General features: G+C 53.2%; 16 protein-coding genes and 1 pseudogene. 2 read left to right on the top strand and 15 right to left on the bottom strand.

Annotation, left to right across the window (positions count from 1 at the left end):
- Window positions 1-43 precede the first annotated feature (43 nt).
- The 11 genes and pseudogenes from OGV67_RS15085 to OGV67_RS15035 all read right to left on the bottom strand — a co-directional run bounded on the left by OGV67_RS15085 (window position 44) and on the right by OGV67_RS15035 (window position 7,479).
- On the bottom strand, window positions 44-409 hold the full coding sequence (locus OGV67_RS15085; RefSeq protein WP_012135242.1) for a DUF805 domain-containing protein: 366 nt from the start codon (window positions 407-409) through the stop codon (window positions 44-46).
- Window positions 410-565: 156 nt separating this feature from the next.
- Entirely contained in the window at window positions 566-1,561 is a 996-nt protein-coding gene (locus OGV67_RS15080) for a glutathione S-transferase family protein (RefSeq protein WP_049010352.1), read from the bottom strand.
- 68 nt (window positions 1,562-1,629) lie between these two features.
- Entirely contained in the window at window positions 1,630-2,022 is a 393-nt protein-coding gene (locus tag OGV67_RS15075) for a DoxX family protein (RefSeq protein WP_012135240.1), read from the bottom strand.
- A gap of 277 nt (window positions 2,023-2,299) precedes the next feature.
- On the bottom strand, window positions 2,300-2,599 hold the full coding sequence (locus OGV67_RS15070; RefSeq protein ID WP_115614392.1) for a YqjK-like family protein: 300 nt from the start codon (window positions 2,597-2,599) through the stop codon (window positions 2,300-2,302).
- A pseudogene (locus OGV67_RS15065) lies at window positions 2,589-2,994 on the bottom strand (phage holin family protein). Before OGV67_RS15065 ends, OGV67_RS15070 begins: the two are co-directional and overlap by 11 nt.
- A 2-nt stretch (window positions 2,995-2,996) precedes the next feature.
- The gene (locus OGV67_RS15060) at window positions 2,997-3,302 is read right to left on the bottom strand and encodes an ElaB/YgaM/YqjD family protein (protein ID WP_012135237.1); all 306 of its coding nucleotides are present in this window, start codon (window positions 3,300-3,302) and stop codon (window positions 2,997-2,999) included.
- 41 nt (window positions 3,303-3,343) lie between these two features.
- Window positions 3,344-3,712: a DUF1090 domain-containing protein gene (locus OGV67_RS15055; protein WP_049010354.1), complete on the bottom strand. Its 369-nt coding sequence runs from the start codon at window positions 3,710-3,712 to the stop codon at window positions 3,344-3,346.
- A gap of 147 nt (window positions 3,713-3,859) precedes the next feature.
- Window positions 3,860-4,243, bottom strand: coding sequence for an EnvZ/OmpR regulon moderator MzrA (gene mzrA, locus OGV67_RS15050; RefSeq protein WP_047461090.1), 384 nt, complete (start codon window positions 4,241-4,243; stop codon window positions 3,860-3,862).
- Window positions 4,244-4,246: 3 nt separating this feature from the next.
- Complete coding sequence (gene yqjA / locus OGV67_RS15045) at window positions 4,247-4,909, bottom strand: DedA family general envelope maintenance protein YqjA (protein WP_012135234.1); 663 nt, start codon at window positions 4,907-4,909, stop codon at window positions 4,247-4,249.
- A 349-nt stretch (window positions 4,910-5,258) separates the two neighbouring features.
- Window positions 5,259-6,035 (bottom strand): transcriptional regulator ExuR, encoded by a 777-nt coding sequence (gene exuR / locus OGV67_RS15040; RefSeq protein WP_012135233.1) that lies wholly within the window; start codon window positions 6,033-6,035, stop codon window positions 5,259-5,261.
- A 142-nt stretch (window positions 6,036-6,177) separates the two neighbouring features.
- Entirely contained in the window at window positions 6,178-7,479 is a 1,302-nt protein-coding gene (locus OGV67_RS15035) for an MFS transporter (RefSeq protein WP_047463898.1), read from the bottom strand.
- 472 nt (window positions 7,480-7,951) lie between these two features.
- Between OGV67_RS15035 and uxaC the strand changes: the two genes are divergently transcribed.
- Together uxaC and OGV67_RS15025 are read left to right on the top strand one after the other, a co-directional pair.
- Window positions 7,952-9,364, top strand: coding sequence for a glucuronate isomerase (uxaC, locus tag OGV67_RS15030; RefSeq protein ID WP_104868156.1), 1,413 nt, complete (start codon window positions 7,952-7,954; stop codon window positions 9,362-9,364).
- A 14-nt stretch (window positions 9,365-9,378) separates the two neighbouring features.
- Window positions 9,379-10,866, top strand: a complete 1,488-nt coding sequence (locus OGV67_RS15025; RefSeq protein WP_012135230.1) for a UxaA family hydrolase — start codon at window positions 9,379-9,381, stop codon at window positions 10,864-10,866.
- Between the two features lie 270 nt (window positions 10,867-11,136).
- On the opposite strand, the gene sstT is transcribed toward OGV67_RS15025, so the two are convergent.
- From sstT to OGV67_RS15005, 4 genes are all read right to left on the bottom strand, one after another.
- Window positions 11,137-12,381 (bottom strand): serine/threonine transporter SstT, encoded by a 1,245-nt coding sequence (gene sstT / locus OGV67_RS15020; RefSeq protein WP_012135229.1) that lies wholly within the window; start codon window positions 12,379-12,381, stop codon window positions 11,137-11,139.
- Window positions 12,382-12,635: 254 nt separating this feature from the next.
- Window positions 12,636-13,604, bottom strand: a complete 969-nt coding sequence (locus tag OGV67_RS15015; RefSeq protein ID WP_012135228.1) for a TerC family protein — start codon at window positions 13,602-13,604, stop codon at window positions 12,636-12,638.
- Between the two features lie 325 nt (window positions 13,605-13,929).
- A complete protein-coding gene (locus OGV67_RS15010; protein ID WP_012135227.1) occupies window positions 13,930-14,916 on the bottom strand; it encodes a Gfo/Idh/MocA family protein in 987 nt (328 codons plus the stop codon).
- A 69-nt stretch (window positions 14,917-14,985) separates the two neighbouring features.
- Entirely contained in the window at window positions 14,986-15,489 is a 504-nt protein-coding gene (locus OGV67_RS15005) for a M48 metallopeptidase family protein (RefSeq protein WP_012135226.1), read from the bottom strand.
- Window positions 15,490-15,561 lie beyond the last annotated feature (72 nt).

Below are 15,561 nucleotides of genomic sequence, written 5' to 3'. Positions count from 1 at the left end.
GGCCTGATAAGCGCAGCGCCATCAGGCATCTACCGGCTTCACTTCAGGGCAGAATTTTAGGGTCCTGCCCGAAGCGGTTTTCGCCTGGCGTACCGTTCTGGCAGTTAAAGAGGATGATGACCAGCCAGCCAATAACAGGGATGAGGAGCAGCAACAGCCACCATGCGGAACGATCGGTATCATGCAACCGACGGAACTGTACTGCCCACCACGGTAAGAAAATCAGAATGCCATAAATGGTTGTCAGCACGCCTTCGCCCCCGGCGCGTTGCCAGCCGAACATCTTGTCCAGCACGCCCAACACGAACGTAAAAATGACGTTGACCAGAATAAACATCCAGTACTCTTTACGACGCGCGCGGCCGCCAAAGCCGATATAGTTCTTCAATACTTTTAAATACCAGTCCATTTTCGCCTCAACATACGGTCAATCACTTGTTTTTAAATAAGAATAGCCGTGAATGGAATGGTGGTAAATATTCGAATGATTAATGTTTAATGCACCGGGCGGGTAAGGCGAGTTAGCGCCGCCACCAGACTGTTTCCTGGTGGCGGCGTAAAGGGATTATCCCGCTTTTGCAAAGCGGACGTCGCGCCCGTGAGGCTCATTGAGATCCTGCAACGGGCCGATTGAGATAATCCCCGTCGGGTTGATGGTTTTGTGGCTACGGAAGTAGTGGTTACGGATATGGTCGAAGTTGACGGTTTCCGCAATGCCGGGCATCTGCCAGATATCGCGCAGGAAACCATAAAGGTTCAGGTAATCGCTGATGCGGTATTTGTCGCATTTGAAGTGCGTAACGTAAACCTGGTCAAAACGCACCAGCGTGGTCCACAGGCGAATGTCCGCCTCGGTTAACTGGTCGCCGGTCAGGTAACGGTGCTGCCCCAGGATTTGCTCCAGACGCGCCAGTGACTCGAACACTTTCTCTACGGCTTCATCATAGGCCTGCTGGCTGGTGGCGAACCCGGCTTTGTACACGCCGTTGTTGACGTTGTCATAAATCCAGCTATTGAGCTCGTCAATTTTTCCGCGTAGGGCTGTCGGGTAGTAATCCCCGGCTTTGGCGCCCAGCGCATCGAATGCGGTATTGAACATGCGAATGATTTCCGCCGATTCATTACTGACGATGGTGTGATTCTTTTTATCCCACAATACCGGTACGGTGACGCGACCGCTGTAGTGCGGATCGGCATGCAGATAGAGTTGATACAGAAACTCGTGTTGATACAGCGTATCACCGGTTGCCGCCGGGAAATTATCATCAAACGTCCAGCCATTCTCCAGCATCAGCGGATTCACAACAGAAACGGAGATAAACGGTTCCAGCCCCTTGAGCTTGCGCAGGATCAGCGTGCGATGCGCCCACGGGCAGGCAAGTGAAACATACAGGTGATAGCGATCTTTTTCGGCGGCAAAGCCCCCTTCGCCAGTCGGGCCCGGCGCGCCATCAGCGGTGAGCCAGTTACGGAAAGCCGATACAGAACGTTGAAATTTCCCCCCCGTAGACTTGGTGTCATACCAGGTGTCATGCCATACGCCGTCAATCAGTTGTCCCATTTTCTCTCTCCTCCAGATAGCAAAAACGAGGAGAATATCCCCTCGTTTTTTGATTCAGTATAGCGTGCTTACCACTTTTTATTCAGGACGCGGTCGATGCTGAATGCGCCCGGCCCCGTGATAGCCAGCAGCAGGAAACCGCCTGCGATGGTCAGGTTTTTCATGAACATCAGTGAGTTAACGCCTTCCGCAAAGTTGCTGTGGAAGATGAACGCGGTCAGCAGGGTAAAGCCTGCGGTAAACAGCGCCGTTGTACGGGTCAGGAAACCGAACAGAATCGCCAGACCGCCGCCAAACTCAAGCAGGATAGTCAGCGGTAACAGGAACCCCGGAACCCCCATCGCTTCCATGTATTGTTGGGTACCCGCATAACCGGTGATTTTTCCCCAACCTGCGGTGATAAACAGAATGGGCATCAGAATGCGCGCTACCAGTACACCAACATCTTCTAATTTTTTCATTTTACTCTCCAGGGAACCACTCAGGCTGCTGATTTCATTTTTTGTGCAATCACGCGGAATGTCGCGTCGTTGCGGTTGATGGAGAGAATCATAAACGTGACATGTAACAATTGTTAGCAAGGAAAACTGTCAATAATTTTCAAAAATTTTGAGTGACAGGGCACAGATTGCCGAATGGCGGTGTAAACACCTTATTGGATCAACAGCAATACGTAGGCCCGATAAGCGTAGCGCCATCGGGCGTTATGCCGGATGGCGAGGAGGAAGGGTGCAGGAATCAGTCGCGCAGCTGCTGTTTTCGGATCGTGCTTTTGACCAGCCGCCAGGCGCTCCAGATGCCAAAACCGCGTTTTGCCCAGCGCACCAGCAGATTCGGGTGGCGAATTGTCCAGATAGCCATAACGCTGCTGCCGACCAGCGCCCAGGAACGCAGGCTGATCAGCGTGTTCCAGCCGCGATCCCAGCTGTCCGTCGCTTCCAGCCAGTCGCGACGACCGGCTGAAAGGTCCAGCCTTTGCTGCTGGATTTGGCTGAGCAGCAACGCCTTACGCTTTTGACGTTCGACTTTACTGCTCACGGCTTATCATCCTCCAGAATTTGCCGGTCGTTAGCCAGTTCATGACGCGTATGGCGTAACAGCGTTGACTGGCGGGCTTTGTGTAACGTCCAGAGTCCGCCGATCAGCGCCAGAACCAGCAACACAACGGTGGTGGCGATCATTGCATTGAGGCGATACTGAGGGTCAACCGCCCAGATGATAAGCACCATCAGGCTCATCAGACCGAATGCCGCGAAAAGCATGGTCAGCCCCAGCATCAGCAGAAGCTGAAAGAGATTCGCTTTTTCCTCTTCCAGTTCCACAACCGCCAGTCGCAGTCGGGTTTCTACCATCTCAACAAGGATAGTGACAATCCGCTGCCCGATGCCCAGAACGCTTTTGCCTGGCCCCTGCGCGTGATGAGAATCCGCCATAATTAACGACGCGTCAGCAGTACGCCCAGCACCACACCAACGGCTGCGCCAATGCCGACGCCCGTCCACGGGTTCTCGCGTACATAGTCGTCAGCGCGCGCTGCGGCTTCGCGGGTTTGTTTGGCAATCGCATCGCCGGTTTCGCCCAGACGGTTGCGGCTTTCTTTCAGCGCGCGCTCGGCTTTGCTACGAATCTTACTCAACTCTTCTTTCGACTTATCGCCAGAGGAGCTAAGCACCTCTTCGAGCGTATCAGCCAGGGATTTCAACTCAGCGCGCAGATGTTCCGTAGTGTTATCTTTCGACATAGTTTTCTCCAGGTGAGTGAGTCGTTAACGTTTGATTTGACTTAGTAGTCGCGTGCCTCAAGCTTTTTCAGGTCATCCTGAGCTTCAGCCAGCTTGCGTTCACGTTTCGCAATTTTATCCGCATCGCCTTTTTGTTTTGCTTCGACCAGATCACGCTGACGTTCAGCAATCTCATCTTTTTGTTTTGCGATCTTTTTCTGATGGTCAGCACGCAGTTTACTGTCGGTGCAGTTTGCTCTGAGTTCGCTGAGCGCTTTATTCAAACCATTAATGCGGTTCTGGTTGTTGTGCTTTTCGGCGTAGCTAATTTCCTTCTGTATATCCTGCTCTTTTTCCTGACAGAGGGTATTGGCATAGCTGCCTGCACTGAGCGTGAAAAGGGTAATAGCGAAAGCGATGCGGTATTTCATTCTTGAACCTTCCATTGTGATTCGAACCCGTTACCGGGGGACGATGATCCAGGTCATAACACGGCGGACAATAAGTCCGCCTTATTAATCATAGTCAGTAAACGGCGAAATCACCAAAGTGGGTGATATGATTCGGATTCCTGGAAATTAACCGAAGCGATGTGGGTTATCCCGTAAGCGGGTCAACCACTGTACGGCCTGGCTGTCGCCGTTCTGTTGGGCGATGATATAGCCATGCGGCAACGTTCTGTCCAGCACGGCCTTAGCCGCCGCGCTTTGCGCGCTGGAGTCAAACGTAATAAGCAGCGCGTCATTTTGTGGCGTGATGCTTTTGAAGCGAATGCCGTTAGCGTCCAGATGATGCCAGATGGAAAAGCCGTCCGGCATACTGACGCCCTGATGGATGGCGCGAATGGCCAGCGTGGATTCCTGCTGGCGAATGGTCGACCAGACGAGAAAAAGCACGCTCATCAGCACGAGAAAAGAGGTTGTCCAGGCCAATTGTCGAAGCGTTATGCGTGGTTTCACCATACTCTATCCCCGATTTCCGTATTTCTTTTTCCAGAGCACCACCAGCGAACCCGCCAGCCCAAAGACCAGCAGTACCACCGGCAGCAGCATCAGACATGACATCAGTTGGTCTTCATACTTCAGGAATACAGGCGTTTTGCCCAGCAAGTAACCCAGCGAGGTCAGGATCAGGACCCACAACAACCCGCTCATCCAGTTAAAGAATTGAAAGCGCGCGTTATTAAGGCCGGACAGACCCGCGATAGTGGGTAACAAGGTACGAACGAAAGCGATAAAACGGCCAATTAACAGCGCGGACAGGCCATGTTTATGGAACAAATGGTGAGCGCGTTGATGATAATGCGCGGGCAGATGCGACAGCCAGTTTTGTACAATACGCGTGTTGCCCAGCCATCGCCCCTGAATATAACTGACCCAGCAGCCCAGGCTGGCGGCCACGGTTAACAGCAGGAGCGTTTGCGGAAACCCCATTGCGCCTTTGGCGATAAGTACGCCGACCAGCACCAGCAAACTGTCACCAGGTAAAAAGGCGGCAGGAAGCAACCCATTTTCCAGGAACAAAATCATAAATAGTACGAAATAAAGCATGCCAATCATGGAAGGGTTGGCGAGTGTTTCAAAATCCTGAGCCCACAGGGCATTCAGTAATTGAGTCAGTAGTTCCATTCAGTATTCCTGGAGAATCGGTTAACGTCACGCCGGTTTTTTGAGTTTGCAATACCGCAACATTATTCATTTTCTACTTGGGTTGCGGACGGGCGCAAAATCGCGGCCTGAACCATTCCTTGTTAAGTTGTGAAGTAAGCAAGCACTAACACACAAAAATTCAAAATGCATCTAATTGTAACAAAGGTCGACGTAGTCCGTTATAGAAATCGCACGTCGTTAAAATATGATTTTGCTTATCACAAAGGTGGGTGGCGAGAGGATTTACACAGGCTGACACTTTATATCTTACGCTTACTGAGCGGCGTCGCAGACAGGCGCCCTGATGCACCTGCCAGCGTAAGATTGTCTATTTTGCCCCGTTAGCGGCGGTGTCCAGATGAACAACGGGATTTTCAGCAAAAAGATAGCGGTCGGCGTTAAATTCGAAATCGTCGCTGGTTTCGTTAAACAGCATCTGTTTGGTGTTCTCCAGATGCTGCCACATTGCCAGTTTCGCGGCATGAGGATCTTTGCGAATCAGCGCCTTGAGAATATGGTCATGATCGTCGCACCAGTTATCGACGGTGCGTGAATCAATATGATCGTGCAGTTTTTTCCAGTACGGGTTATGTACGCGCTGAGTCCACATTTTTTCGACAATGGCGGCCAGCGCGGTATTTTGCGTCGCCAGCGCGACCTGCACATGGAACTGGAGATCCCATTCGGAGTCGCGGAAACATTTTTCGTTACGCGCTTTCTCCTGGATTTCCATCAGCTTCATGATGTCCTGTTTCGTCACCTGCGTGGCGGCAAACTCGGCAATATTGCTTTCTATCAACTGGCGCGCCTGGAGAAGTTCGAACGGGCCATAATTGGCAAACTCAAGGTTTTCATCCGGGGCGACATAATATTTCGGTTGATTTGAAATGACGTGGATGCCGGAACCTTTGCGGACTTCTACGTAGCCTTCGACCTCCAGCATGATAATCGCTTCACGAACCACCGTACGGCTGACGTTTTTCTCATCGGCAATAAAGCGTTCGGCAGGGAGTTTATCGCCCACAAGGTAGACGCCCTGTTCGATGCGCTCTTTCAGGTCAGCAGCAAGTTGTTGATACAAACGTCGTGGTTCGGTGATTTCCATATGCGCTCCAGGCATAAGACGGCAGACTATATTTGTTATACCACTTTTGCGAGGCTGGCTCCACTTGTACCGTTGAAAAAGCCGCCTGTTTAACAGGCGGCTTTGGATGAGTAAACCTTGTTGGATGATGGCGCAGGTCAAGTCAACTTTGCGTTGCGGGGTGATTGACCTGCGACCCTGGCCCCGCCTCGCTGGCCGGTTTGTTTTGCAGCACCGTCCAGATAACCAGCGCGCCGAGCAGGTCGAACACCGCCAGTACCGCGAACAGCGGGCTGAAGCCGATGGTGTCAGCCAGCGCGCCGACCACCAGAGCAAACAATGTGCTCGCCAGCCAGGCGGACATCCCGGTCAGGCCATTCGCGGTTGCCACTTCATTACGGCCAAAGACGTCAGAAGAGAGCGTAATCAGCGCGCCGGACAGCGCCTGGTGAGCGAAACCGCCGATGCAAAGCAGCATGATGGCGATATACGGGCTGGTGAACAGGCCGATCATGCCTGGGCCAATCATCAGCAGCGCGCCCAAGGTAACGACCATTTTACGGGAGACGATCAGGTTTACGCCGAACCAGCGCTGGAACAGCGGCGGCAGATAACCGCCGATGATGCAGCCTAAGTCGGCAAACAGCATGGGCATCCAGGCGAACATGGCGATCTCTTTCAGGTTAAAGCCGTACACTTTAAACATGAACAGCGGGATCCAGGCGTTGAAGGTTCCCCATGCCGGTTCCGCCAGGAAACGTGGCAGGGCGATACCCCAGAACTGGCGGTTACGCAGGATCTGCGCGAGAGACATTTTCTTCGCAGTATTGTCTTTGTGCTGCGCTTCCTGACCGCCAATGATGTAGTCGCGTTCTGCATCCGTCAGCTTTTTCTGGTCGCGCGGGTGTTTATAGAACACCAGCCAGGCCATTGCCCAGATGAAGCTCAGCACGCCGGAAATAATAAACGCCATCTGCCAGCTATGCATCACGATAGCCCAGACGACCAGCGGAGGCGCAATCATCGCGCCGATGGAAGAGCCGACGTTAAAGTAGCCGACCGCAATGGAGCGTTCTTTTGCCGGGAACCATTCAGAGCTGGCTTTCAGGCCCGCCGGGATCATCGCGGCTTCAGCAGCGCCGACCGCGCCGCGCGCCAGCGCCAGGCCGCCCCAGCTTCCAGCCAGTGCGGTTGCGCCGCAGAATACGGCCCACAGAACGGCGAACATGGCGTAACCCACCTTCGTACCGAGAACATCCAGTACGTAACCGGCTACGGGTTGCATGACAGTGTAAGCAGCAGAATAGGCTGCGATGATATAGGAATACTGTTGTGTGGAGATGTGTAACTCTTCCATCAGCGTTGGCGCAGCCGCCGCCACAGTGTTACGCGTCAGATAGCCCAGCACGGTGCCTAATGTCACCAGTGCAATCATATACCAACGTAACCCTTTAATTTTACGCATGTAAAACCTCATCGTTTTGTTATTTCCGCAACAATCGCGGTTATCTTCCTGCGCTGAGCGGGGAAGTTATTGACGACGGGATAACCGAAAAAAAGCCGGTACGCCCCGAACGTTGCCATGAGTCATCGTGCTAATTCGGTTTCCGTACCGGTCAATTCGATGTCTTAACCATCGATAACTTTGCATTCCGTCGGCTTATGTATCGCGACGGCCAGAAAGATAACTTGTCATACAACTTCAAAAGGTGAGTGACATCACAAATGCAGGATTCTTAGTGTGGTCATTATTTCGATTTAGAAATACCAGCAATGGCGCGGCCTGGAGCGCTGTTTACTCTTTTAGGGGTAATTTATTTGTTGGTTTTTATTGATCCAACTCACGAAAATATCTTCAGGGTCTGGAAATTGGTGTGATAACTTTGACAGCATCAAAACATAAGCAATCTGACGCACTCGTTGAGAGGAAGACGATAATGACCCCGTTTATGACTGAAGATTTTCTGCTGGATACCGAGTTTGCCCGCCGTCTGTACCATGATTACGCAAAAGATCAGCCCATCTTCGACTATCATTGCCACCTGCCGCCGCAGCAGATCGCGGAAAACTACCGTTTTAACAACCTGTATGATATCTGGCTGAAAGGCGACCACTATAAATGGCGGGCGATGCGCACCAATGGCGTTGCTGAGCGTCTGTGTACGGGCGATGCGTCCGATCGTGAGAAGTTCGACGCCTGGGCCGCCACGGTGCCGCACACGATCGGCAACCCGTTATATCACTGGACGCACCTTGAACTGCGTCGCCCATTTGGTATTACAGGTAAGCTGCTGTCGCCTGCGACGGCAGATGAGATCTGGGATCGCTGCAATGAATTGCTGGCGCAGGATGCATTCTCCGCGCGGGGAATCATGCAGCAGATGAATGTAAAAATGGTCGGCACTACCGACGATCCTGTCGATTCGCTGGAGCACCACGCCACGGTCGCGAAAGACAGCGCGTTCACCGTTAAAGTGCTGCCGAGCTGGCGCCCTGATAAAGCGTTCAACATTGAGCAGGCAACCTTTGGCGATTACATGACGAAGCTGGGCGAAGCATCGGATACCGATATTCGCCGCTTCACCGATCTGCAAGCCGCGCTGACTCAGCGTCTGGATCATTTTGCCGCCCACGGCTGTAAGGTTTCTGACCACGCGCTTGACGTCGTTATGTTTGCTGAAGCCAGCGACGCTGAACTGGACAGCATTCTGGCACGCCGTCTGGCGGGCGAGACCCTGAGCGAGCATGAGGTCGCGCAGTTCAAAACGGCCGTACTGGTGTGGCTGGGCGCGGAATATGCGCGTCGCGGTTGGGTGCAGCAGTACCACATCGGCGCGCTGCGTAATAACAACCAGCGCCAGTTCAAACTGCTGGGGCCGGATGTCGGCTTCGATTCCATCAACGATCGTCCGCTGGCGGAAGAGCTGTCAAAATTGCTGAGCAAGCAGAATGAAGAAAATCTGCTACCGAAAACTATCCTGTACTGTCTGAACCCGCGCGATAACGAAGTGCTGGGCACCATGATCGGCAACTTCCAGGGCGAAGGGATGCCGGGCAAGATGCAGTTTGGTTCCGGCTGGTGGTTCAACGATCAGAAAGACGGGATGGAGCGTCAGATGACGCAACTGGCGCAGCTTGGCCTGCTGAGCCGCTTCGTCGGTATGCTGACCGACAGCCGCAGCTTCCTGTCTTATACCCGTCACGAATATTTCCGTCGCATCCTGTGCCAGATGATAGGCCGCTGGGTTAATGCGGGCGAAGCACCGGCGGATATCCAGTTGCTGGGTGAAATGGTACGAAACATCTGCTTCAACAATGCGCGCGACTATTTCGCCATTGAACTGAACTAAGGTCTGGGGTTGATATGCAATACATCAGGATCCATACGCTGGATAACGTTGCGGTAGCGTTGGCCGATTTAACGCAGGGCGCTGAGGTCAGCGTCGATAACCATACCGTGACGCTACGCCAGGATGTCGTACGCGGTCATAAGTTTGCCTTACGCGATATTGCGCAGGGGGAGAACGTCATCAAATATGGCCTGCCTATCGGCCATACGTTGGTGGACGTCGCGGCGGGTGAGCATATTCATGCCCACAATACCCGGACTAACCTCAGCGATTTGGATGAGTACAGCTATCAACCCGATTTTCAGGCCCCTGAAGTACAACCGGCGGATCGCGATGTACAGATTTACCGCCGTGCCAACGGAGACGTCGGTGTGCGCAATGAGCTGTGGATTCTGCCGACCGTCGGCTGTGTCAACGGCATTGCGCGGCAGATCCAGAACCGTTTCCTGAAAGAGACTTTTGATGCCGAAGGAACTGACGGTGTTTTCCTCTTCAGCCACACCTACGGCTGCTCTCAACTTGGCGACGATCACATCAACACCCGCACCATGCTGCAAAACATGGTGCGTCACCCGAATGCGGGGGCGGTGCTGGTGATTGGACTGGGTTGCGAAAACAATCAGGTGGATGCCTTTCGCGAGACGCTGGGCGAGTTCGACCCTGAACGCGTTCATTTTATGACCTGCCAACAGCAGGACGATGAAGTGGAGGCGGGCGTTGAGCATCTGCATCAGCTGTATAACGTGATGCGCCATGACAAACGCGTGCCGGGCAAACTGAGCGAACTTAAGTTTGGTCTGGAATGCGGCGGTTCAGATGGGTTGTCCGGTATTACCGCGAACCCGATGCTGGGTCGCTTCTCCGACTATGTTATCGCTAACGGCGGGACGACGGTGCTGACGGAAGTGCCGGAAATGTTTGGTGCAGAACAGCTGTTGATGAGCCATTGCCGCGATGAAGAGACGTTTGAAAAACTGGTGACAATGGTCAATGACTTCAAGCAATACTTTATCGCTCATGACCAGCCGATTTATGAAAATCCGTCGCCGGGTAACAAGGCGGGCGGGATTACGACGCTGGAAGACAAGTCTCTGGGGTGTACGCAGAAGGCGGGTTCCAGCCAGGTTGTGGATGTGCTGCGCTACGGTGAGCGCCTGAAAACGCGCGGTCTGAATCTGTTAAGCGCGCCAGGCAACGATGCGGTCGCCACCAGCGCGCTGGCGGGCGCGGGTTGCCACATGGTGCTGTTCAGTACCGGCCGCGGTACGCCATATGGCGGGTTTGTCCCGACGGTGAAGATCGCCACCAACAGCGAACTGGCGGCGAAGAAGAAGCACTGGATCGATTTTGACGCCGGGCAGTTGATTCACGGTAAGGCGATGCCGCAGTTGTTGAATGAATTTGTGGATACGATTGTGGCGTTTGCCAACGGCAAGCAGACCTGCAATGAGCGCAATGATTTCCGCGAGCTGGCGATTTTCAAAAGCGGCGTAACGCTGTAAAAAAATGCCGGATGGCGACGTAAACGTCTTATCCGGCCTACGTGTGGGGCGTTGTAGGCCTGATAAGCGCAGCGCCATCAGGAAACGAAAAATGCCGGATGGCGACGTAAACGTCTTATCCGACCTATGTGTGGGGCTGTTGTAGGCCTGATAAGCGTAGCGCCATCAGGCAATGAAAAATGCCGGATGGCGACGTGAACGTCTTACCCGGCCTACGAGTGGGAGTCGTTGTAGGCCTGATAAGCGTAGCGCCATCAGGCTTGTGGTTATTTAGCTACGCAGCGCGCTTTTCGCTAAACGCGCGTCTTCCGCCTGACATACTGCGGCGGTAAACATAACGTCGGTAGAGGAGTTGATTGCGGTCTCGCAGGAGTCCTGCAACACGCCGATAATGAAGCCAACCGCAACCACCTGCATGGCGATTTCGTTCGGAATACCGAACATGTTGCACGCCAGCGGAATCAGCAACAGTGAACCGCCCGCCACGCCGGAAGCGCCGCATGCGCACAGCGATGCCACCACGCTCAACAGCAGCGCCGTCGGCAGATCAACCGGAATACCCAGCGTATACACCGCCGCCAGCGTCAGCACGGTAATCGTGATTGCCGCACCGGCCATATTGACGGTTGCTCCCAGCGGGATGGAAACAGAATAGGTATCTCTGTCCAGATTCAGTTTTTCGCACAGCGACATATTCACCGGAATATTTGCAGCGGAGCTACGGGTAAAGAAGGCGGTCACGCCGCTTTCACGCAGGCAGGTGAGAACCAGCGGATACGGGTTGCGGCGGATCTGTAAAAAGACCAGCAGCGGGTTGATGACCAGCGCCACAATCGCCATACAGCCAATCAGCACCAGTAACAGTTGCGCATAGCCCCACAGCGCTGAGAAGCCCGTAGTGGCGAGCGTTGAGGCGACCAGGCCAAAGATACCGATCGGCGCGAAACGAATCACCAGTTTCACAATAAAGGTGACGGCGTCGGACAGATCGTTCACCAGATTTTTGGTGGTTTGATTACTGTGGCGCAGCGCAAAGCCCAGGCCGATAGCCCACACCAGAATACCGATGTAGTTGGCGTTGATCAGCGCATGGATCGGGTTCGCAACGATGCTCATCAGCAGCCCGTGTATCACCTGGACAATGCCGCTCGGCGGCGTGATATCCGTGGCGCCAGTCGTCAGTTGCAGCGTGGACGGAAAGAGGAAGCTCACCACAACCGCCGTCAGCGCGGCTGAAAATGTGCCGAGCAGATACATCCACAAAATCGGGCGAATATTGGTTTTCTGACCGTGTTGATGATTGGCGATAGACGCCATCACCAGCGTCAGTACCAGAACCGGCGCGACAGCTTTCAGCGCACCAACGAACAGGGTGCCCAGCAGACCCGTTGCCTCTGCGGCAGGTTTTGAAACTAAAGCCAGTAAAATTCCCAGTATAAGCCCAATTAAAATTTGTTTAACCAGGCTCCCTTGAACCAAACGCTGGAGTAGCCCCGATGAACGTTGCGTAGTCATTTCATGATCCTTTCAGTGTGATGTTGTTCATCCTTTGCACGCTCTGTTGGCGCATCTTTCAGGATGTAACAAAGTGTTTGCCTGGGTGAGTATAAGGAAAGATGGGGATTGGGAAAGCGTAAAATGCTGGAATTTACGTACTACGTCATATTTTTTAACTAAGCATTTACATGTTATCGGGTAGTGCTGCGTGTACTCAACCCACGACTGTGGTTTTTGTAAGCCCGGCAGACATAGCGCTGCCGGGCAGGGTCTTACTGTAGCTGCTGCTTTTTATCGTTCTGGCGATTTACCCACGCGTTAACAATCAGCGTGATCACCAGAATACTGAACACCACGCCCAGCGAGATGGCGATCGGAATGTGGTAGAAATCGACGATCAGCATCTTAATACCGATAAAGACCAGAATGACGGCCAGACCATATTTGAGCATCGAGAAGCGCTCTGCTACCCCTGCCAGCAGGAAGTACATGGCGCGCAGACCCAGGATCGCAAACAGGTTGGAGGTCAGGACGATGAACGGGTCGGTAGTCACGGCAAAGATGGCCGGAATGCTATCGACGGCGAAAATCACATCGCTCAGTTCCACCAGAATCAGAACCAGCATCAGCGGCGTCACGAACAGCAAGCCATTCTTACGCACAAAGAAATGCTCGTTTTCGATGGTATCGGTCATGCGAAGGTGGCTACGCAGCCAGCGAACCAGCGGTTTGTCGCCGATGCCGGATTCGTCCTCTTTCACCAGCGCCATCTTCACGCCCGTAAACAGCAGGAAAGCGCCGAACAGGTACAGTATCCAGTCGAACTGGGCGATCAGCCAGCTACCGGCGAAAATCATAATCGTACGCAGAACAATGGCGCCAAGTACGCCATACACCAGAACCCGGCGTTGCAGGGCAGGCGGAACAGAGAAGTAGCTGAACAGCATCAGCCAGACAAAGACGTTATCAACGGCCAGCGATTTTTCGATCAGATAACCGGTGAGAAACGCCAGCGCCTGCGGATCGGCCACCGCCCGGCCCTGGGTCTCCGCCAGATACCACCAGAAGGCGGCGTTGAACAGCAATGAAAGTGTCACCCAGACCAGAGACCAGGCCGCCGCCTGCTTCATGGACATCGTATGTACGCCACGACGCCCCTGCAACAGAAGGTCGATAGCCAGCATAATCACCACAACGACAGCGAATCCGCCCCATAACAACGGTGTGCCGACAGTATTCATAGAATTTCCTTACACATAAAAAAAACGGCCAACGTCGAAAGACGTCAGCCGCTGCTTTTTATATGCATAGACCTCGCCTTCCGGCAAGGTCTCACTTACAACAAGAAAGTGATATGTACTCACTCCACGGGTGATGGCGAATCGGCTTCGTCATCAATCAAAGACATGAAGGCACATCACTTTCTTATTGCCCGGCGACCGGATGTGGTTTTTCACACATCGTAATGACGATCGACCGACAATGAAGTTACTCCCCTTTGCACGTAACAAAATATGACAGGCCATACGATCAGTCAATGGCCTGTTACATCTGTTTTACATTGTTTTACGCTGTGGCGTCATCAGCGGGGAAGACGACGCCCGTCTGCCGACGAATCTCCGTGAGCAGTTTGGCCGTGATACGGCTGACGGTCAGCTCGGGATGGTTCACCTCGTTGGTCTCGACCAGGTGTGCAAAGCGTTCCGCCTCATACAGCATCGTATTGATATGCTGAGGAACGGATAAATCCTGCGTTTTTCCGCCGCGCGGAATGAAGCACACTTTCTGACATTCCGAAATTTTCTCGATGACCAGAGAACCGGCTTCGCCCTGGATTTCGCTGGGCAGTACGGAATCACTCACTTTGGAATGCTGTAGGGTGACGCTGAAGTCGCCGTAATCCAGTACCGCCACGCCATGCGCATCGACACCGCTTTCCAGCAGACTGGCGGACGCCTGAACGTTTTGCGGTTCTCCCCAGAGCGCAACCGCTGACGCCAGACAGTAAAAACCGATATCCATAATGGAGCCATTCGAGAAGGCCGGATTAAAGGTATTGGGGTTTTCGCCGTCCAGATAGCGCTGGTAGCGCGAAGAATACTGGCAGTAGTTGATAAGGGCTTTGCGCATTCTTCCTGCTTTCGGCAGCGACTGCTGTAGCAACTGGAAATTAGGCAGGCTGGCGGTTTTAAAGGCTTCGAACAGGACGACCTGATTTTCACGCGCACATGCGATGGCGGCGTCGACTTCGGCCAGATTCGAGGCCAGCGGCTTCTCGCAGATCACATGCTTTTTGTGGCTTAAAAAGAGCTGAGTCTGGGGGAAATGCAGCGAGTTCGGGCTGGCGATATACACCGCATCAATGGCGTCGCTTTGCGCCATTGCTTCAAGCGAAGTGAATAAATGCTCGACGGGATAATCATTGGCGAAGGTTTGCGCCTGTTCGAGGCGACGGGAATAGACTGCGGTTAACTTATATTTGCCGGTTTCATGGGCGGCATCGACAAACTGGCGGGTGATCCAGTTTGTGCCAATAACAGCGAAACGTATCATAAACGCCTTCAGGCTCCATAAAGGGATTCTTTCGTCAATTTAGCATGCCTTTATGACAAAGCCAGTGCGCTACTGCTCAGATTGCTTTAACGAAAGATGCGTTAACCACAGGCGGGTATCAAACTCAAGCTGGTGGTACTGCGGCTCCATATGACAGCACAGTTGATAAAACGCTTTGTTGTGCTCTTTCTCTTTCAGATGCGCCAGTTCGTGAACCACGATCATTCGCAGAAAAGGTTCCGGCGCATTGCGAAACACGGTAGCGACGCGGATCTCGGCTTTCGCCTTCAGCTTGCCACCCTGTACGCGTGAAACGGCGGTATGCAGCCCCAGCGCATTTTTCAGCACATGGATCTTGTTGTCATACATCACTTTGTTGATCGGCGGGGCGTTACGCAGAAACTGGCTTTTCAGATCCTGGGTATACTGCCAGAGCGCTTTATCGGTCGCAAAATCATGCGTTCCCGGGTAGCGTTTTTCCAGCACTGCGCCCAGACGCTGTTCAGCAATGAGCGTGCGTACCTGAGACAGTAAATTCTCCGGGTAGCCGTGGAGATAAGTAAGTTGACCCATCAAAGCCCCAAATTAAATCTAAAAAAAGAGTATACTCACGCACCCTTTCAGGGATAACAGCGAAATTTTACC

The organism is Citrobacter sp. CK188, from assembly GCF_030333525.1.
Classification (GTDB): domain Bacteria; phylum Pseudomonadota; class Gammaproteobacteria; order Enterobacterales; family Enterobacteriaceae; genus Citrobacter_B; species Citrobacter_B koseri.
Note: the sequence above shows the minus strand (reverse complement) of the source record. Positions and strands in the feature narration are given on the sequence as shown.

Coding starts and splice junctions, on each gene's coding strand:
- OGV67_RS15010 (WP_012135227.1), bottom strand. CDS start 14,916: ATGATACGTTTCGCTGTTATTGGCACAAACTGGATCACCCGCCAGTTT.
- OGV67_RS15085 (WP_012135242.1), bottom strand. CDS start 409: ATGGACTGGTATTTAAAAGTATTGAAGAACTATATCGGCTTTGGCGGC.
- sstT (WP_012135229.1), bottom strand. CDS start 12,381: ATGACTACGCAACGTTCATCGGGGCTACTCCAGCGTTTGGTTCAAGGG.
- OGV67_RS15035 (WP_047463898.1), bottom strand. CDS start 7,479: ATGCGTAAAATTAAAGGGTTACGTTGGTATATGATTGCACTGGTGACA.
- OGV67_RS15015 (WP_012135228.1), bottom strand. CDS start 13,604: ATGAATACTGTCGGCACACCGTTGTTATGGGGCGGATTCGCTGTCGTT.
- OGV67_RS15055 (WP_049010354.1), bottom strand. CDS start 3,712: ATGAAATACCGCATCGCTTTCGCTATTACCCTTTTCACGCTCAGTGCA.
- uxaC (WP_104868156.1), top strand. CDS start 7,952: ATGACCCCGTTTATGACTGAAGATTTTCTGCTGGATACCGAGTTTGCC.
- mzrA (WP_047461090.1), bottom strand. CDS start 4,243: ATGGTGAAACCACGCATAACGCTTCGACAATTGGCCTGGACAACCTCT.
- yqjA (WP_012135234.1), bottom strand. CDS start 4,909: ATGGAACTACTGACTCAATTACTGAATGCCCTGTGGGCTCAGGATTTT.
- OGV67_RS15075 (WP_012135240.1), bottom strand. CDS start 2,022: ATGAAAAAATTAGAAGATGTTGGTGTACTGGTAGCGCGCATTCTGATG.
- OGV67_RS15060 (WP_012135237.1), bottom strand. CDS start 3,302: ATGTCGAAAGATAACACTACGGAACATCTGCGCGCTGAGTTGAAATCC.
- OGV67_RS15025 (WP_012135230.1), top strand. CDS start 9,379: ATGCAATACATCAGGATCCATACGCTGGATAACGTTGCGGTAGCGTTG.
- exuR (WP_012135233.1), bottom strand. CDS start 6,035: ATGGAAATCACCGAACCACGACGTTTGTATCAACAACTTGCTGCTGAC.
- OGV67_RS15080 (WP_049010352.1), bottom strand. CDS start 1,561: ATGGGACAACTGATTGACGGCGTATGGCATGACACCTGGTATGACACC.
- OGV67_RS15005 (WP_012135226.1), bottom strand. CDS start 15,489: ATGGGTCAACTTACTTATCTCCACGGCTACCCGGAGAATTTACTGTCT.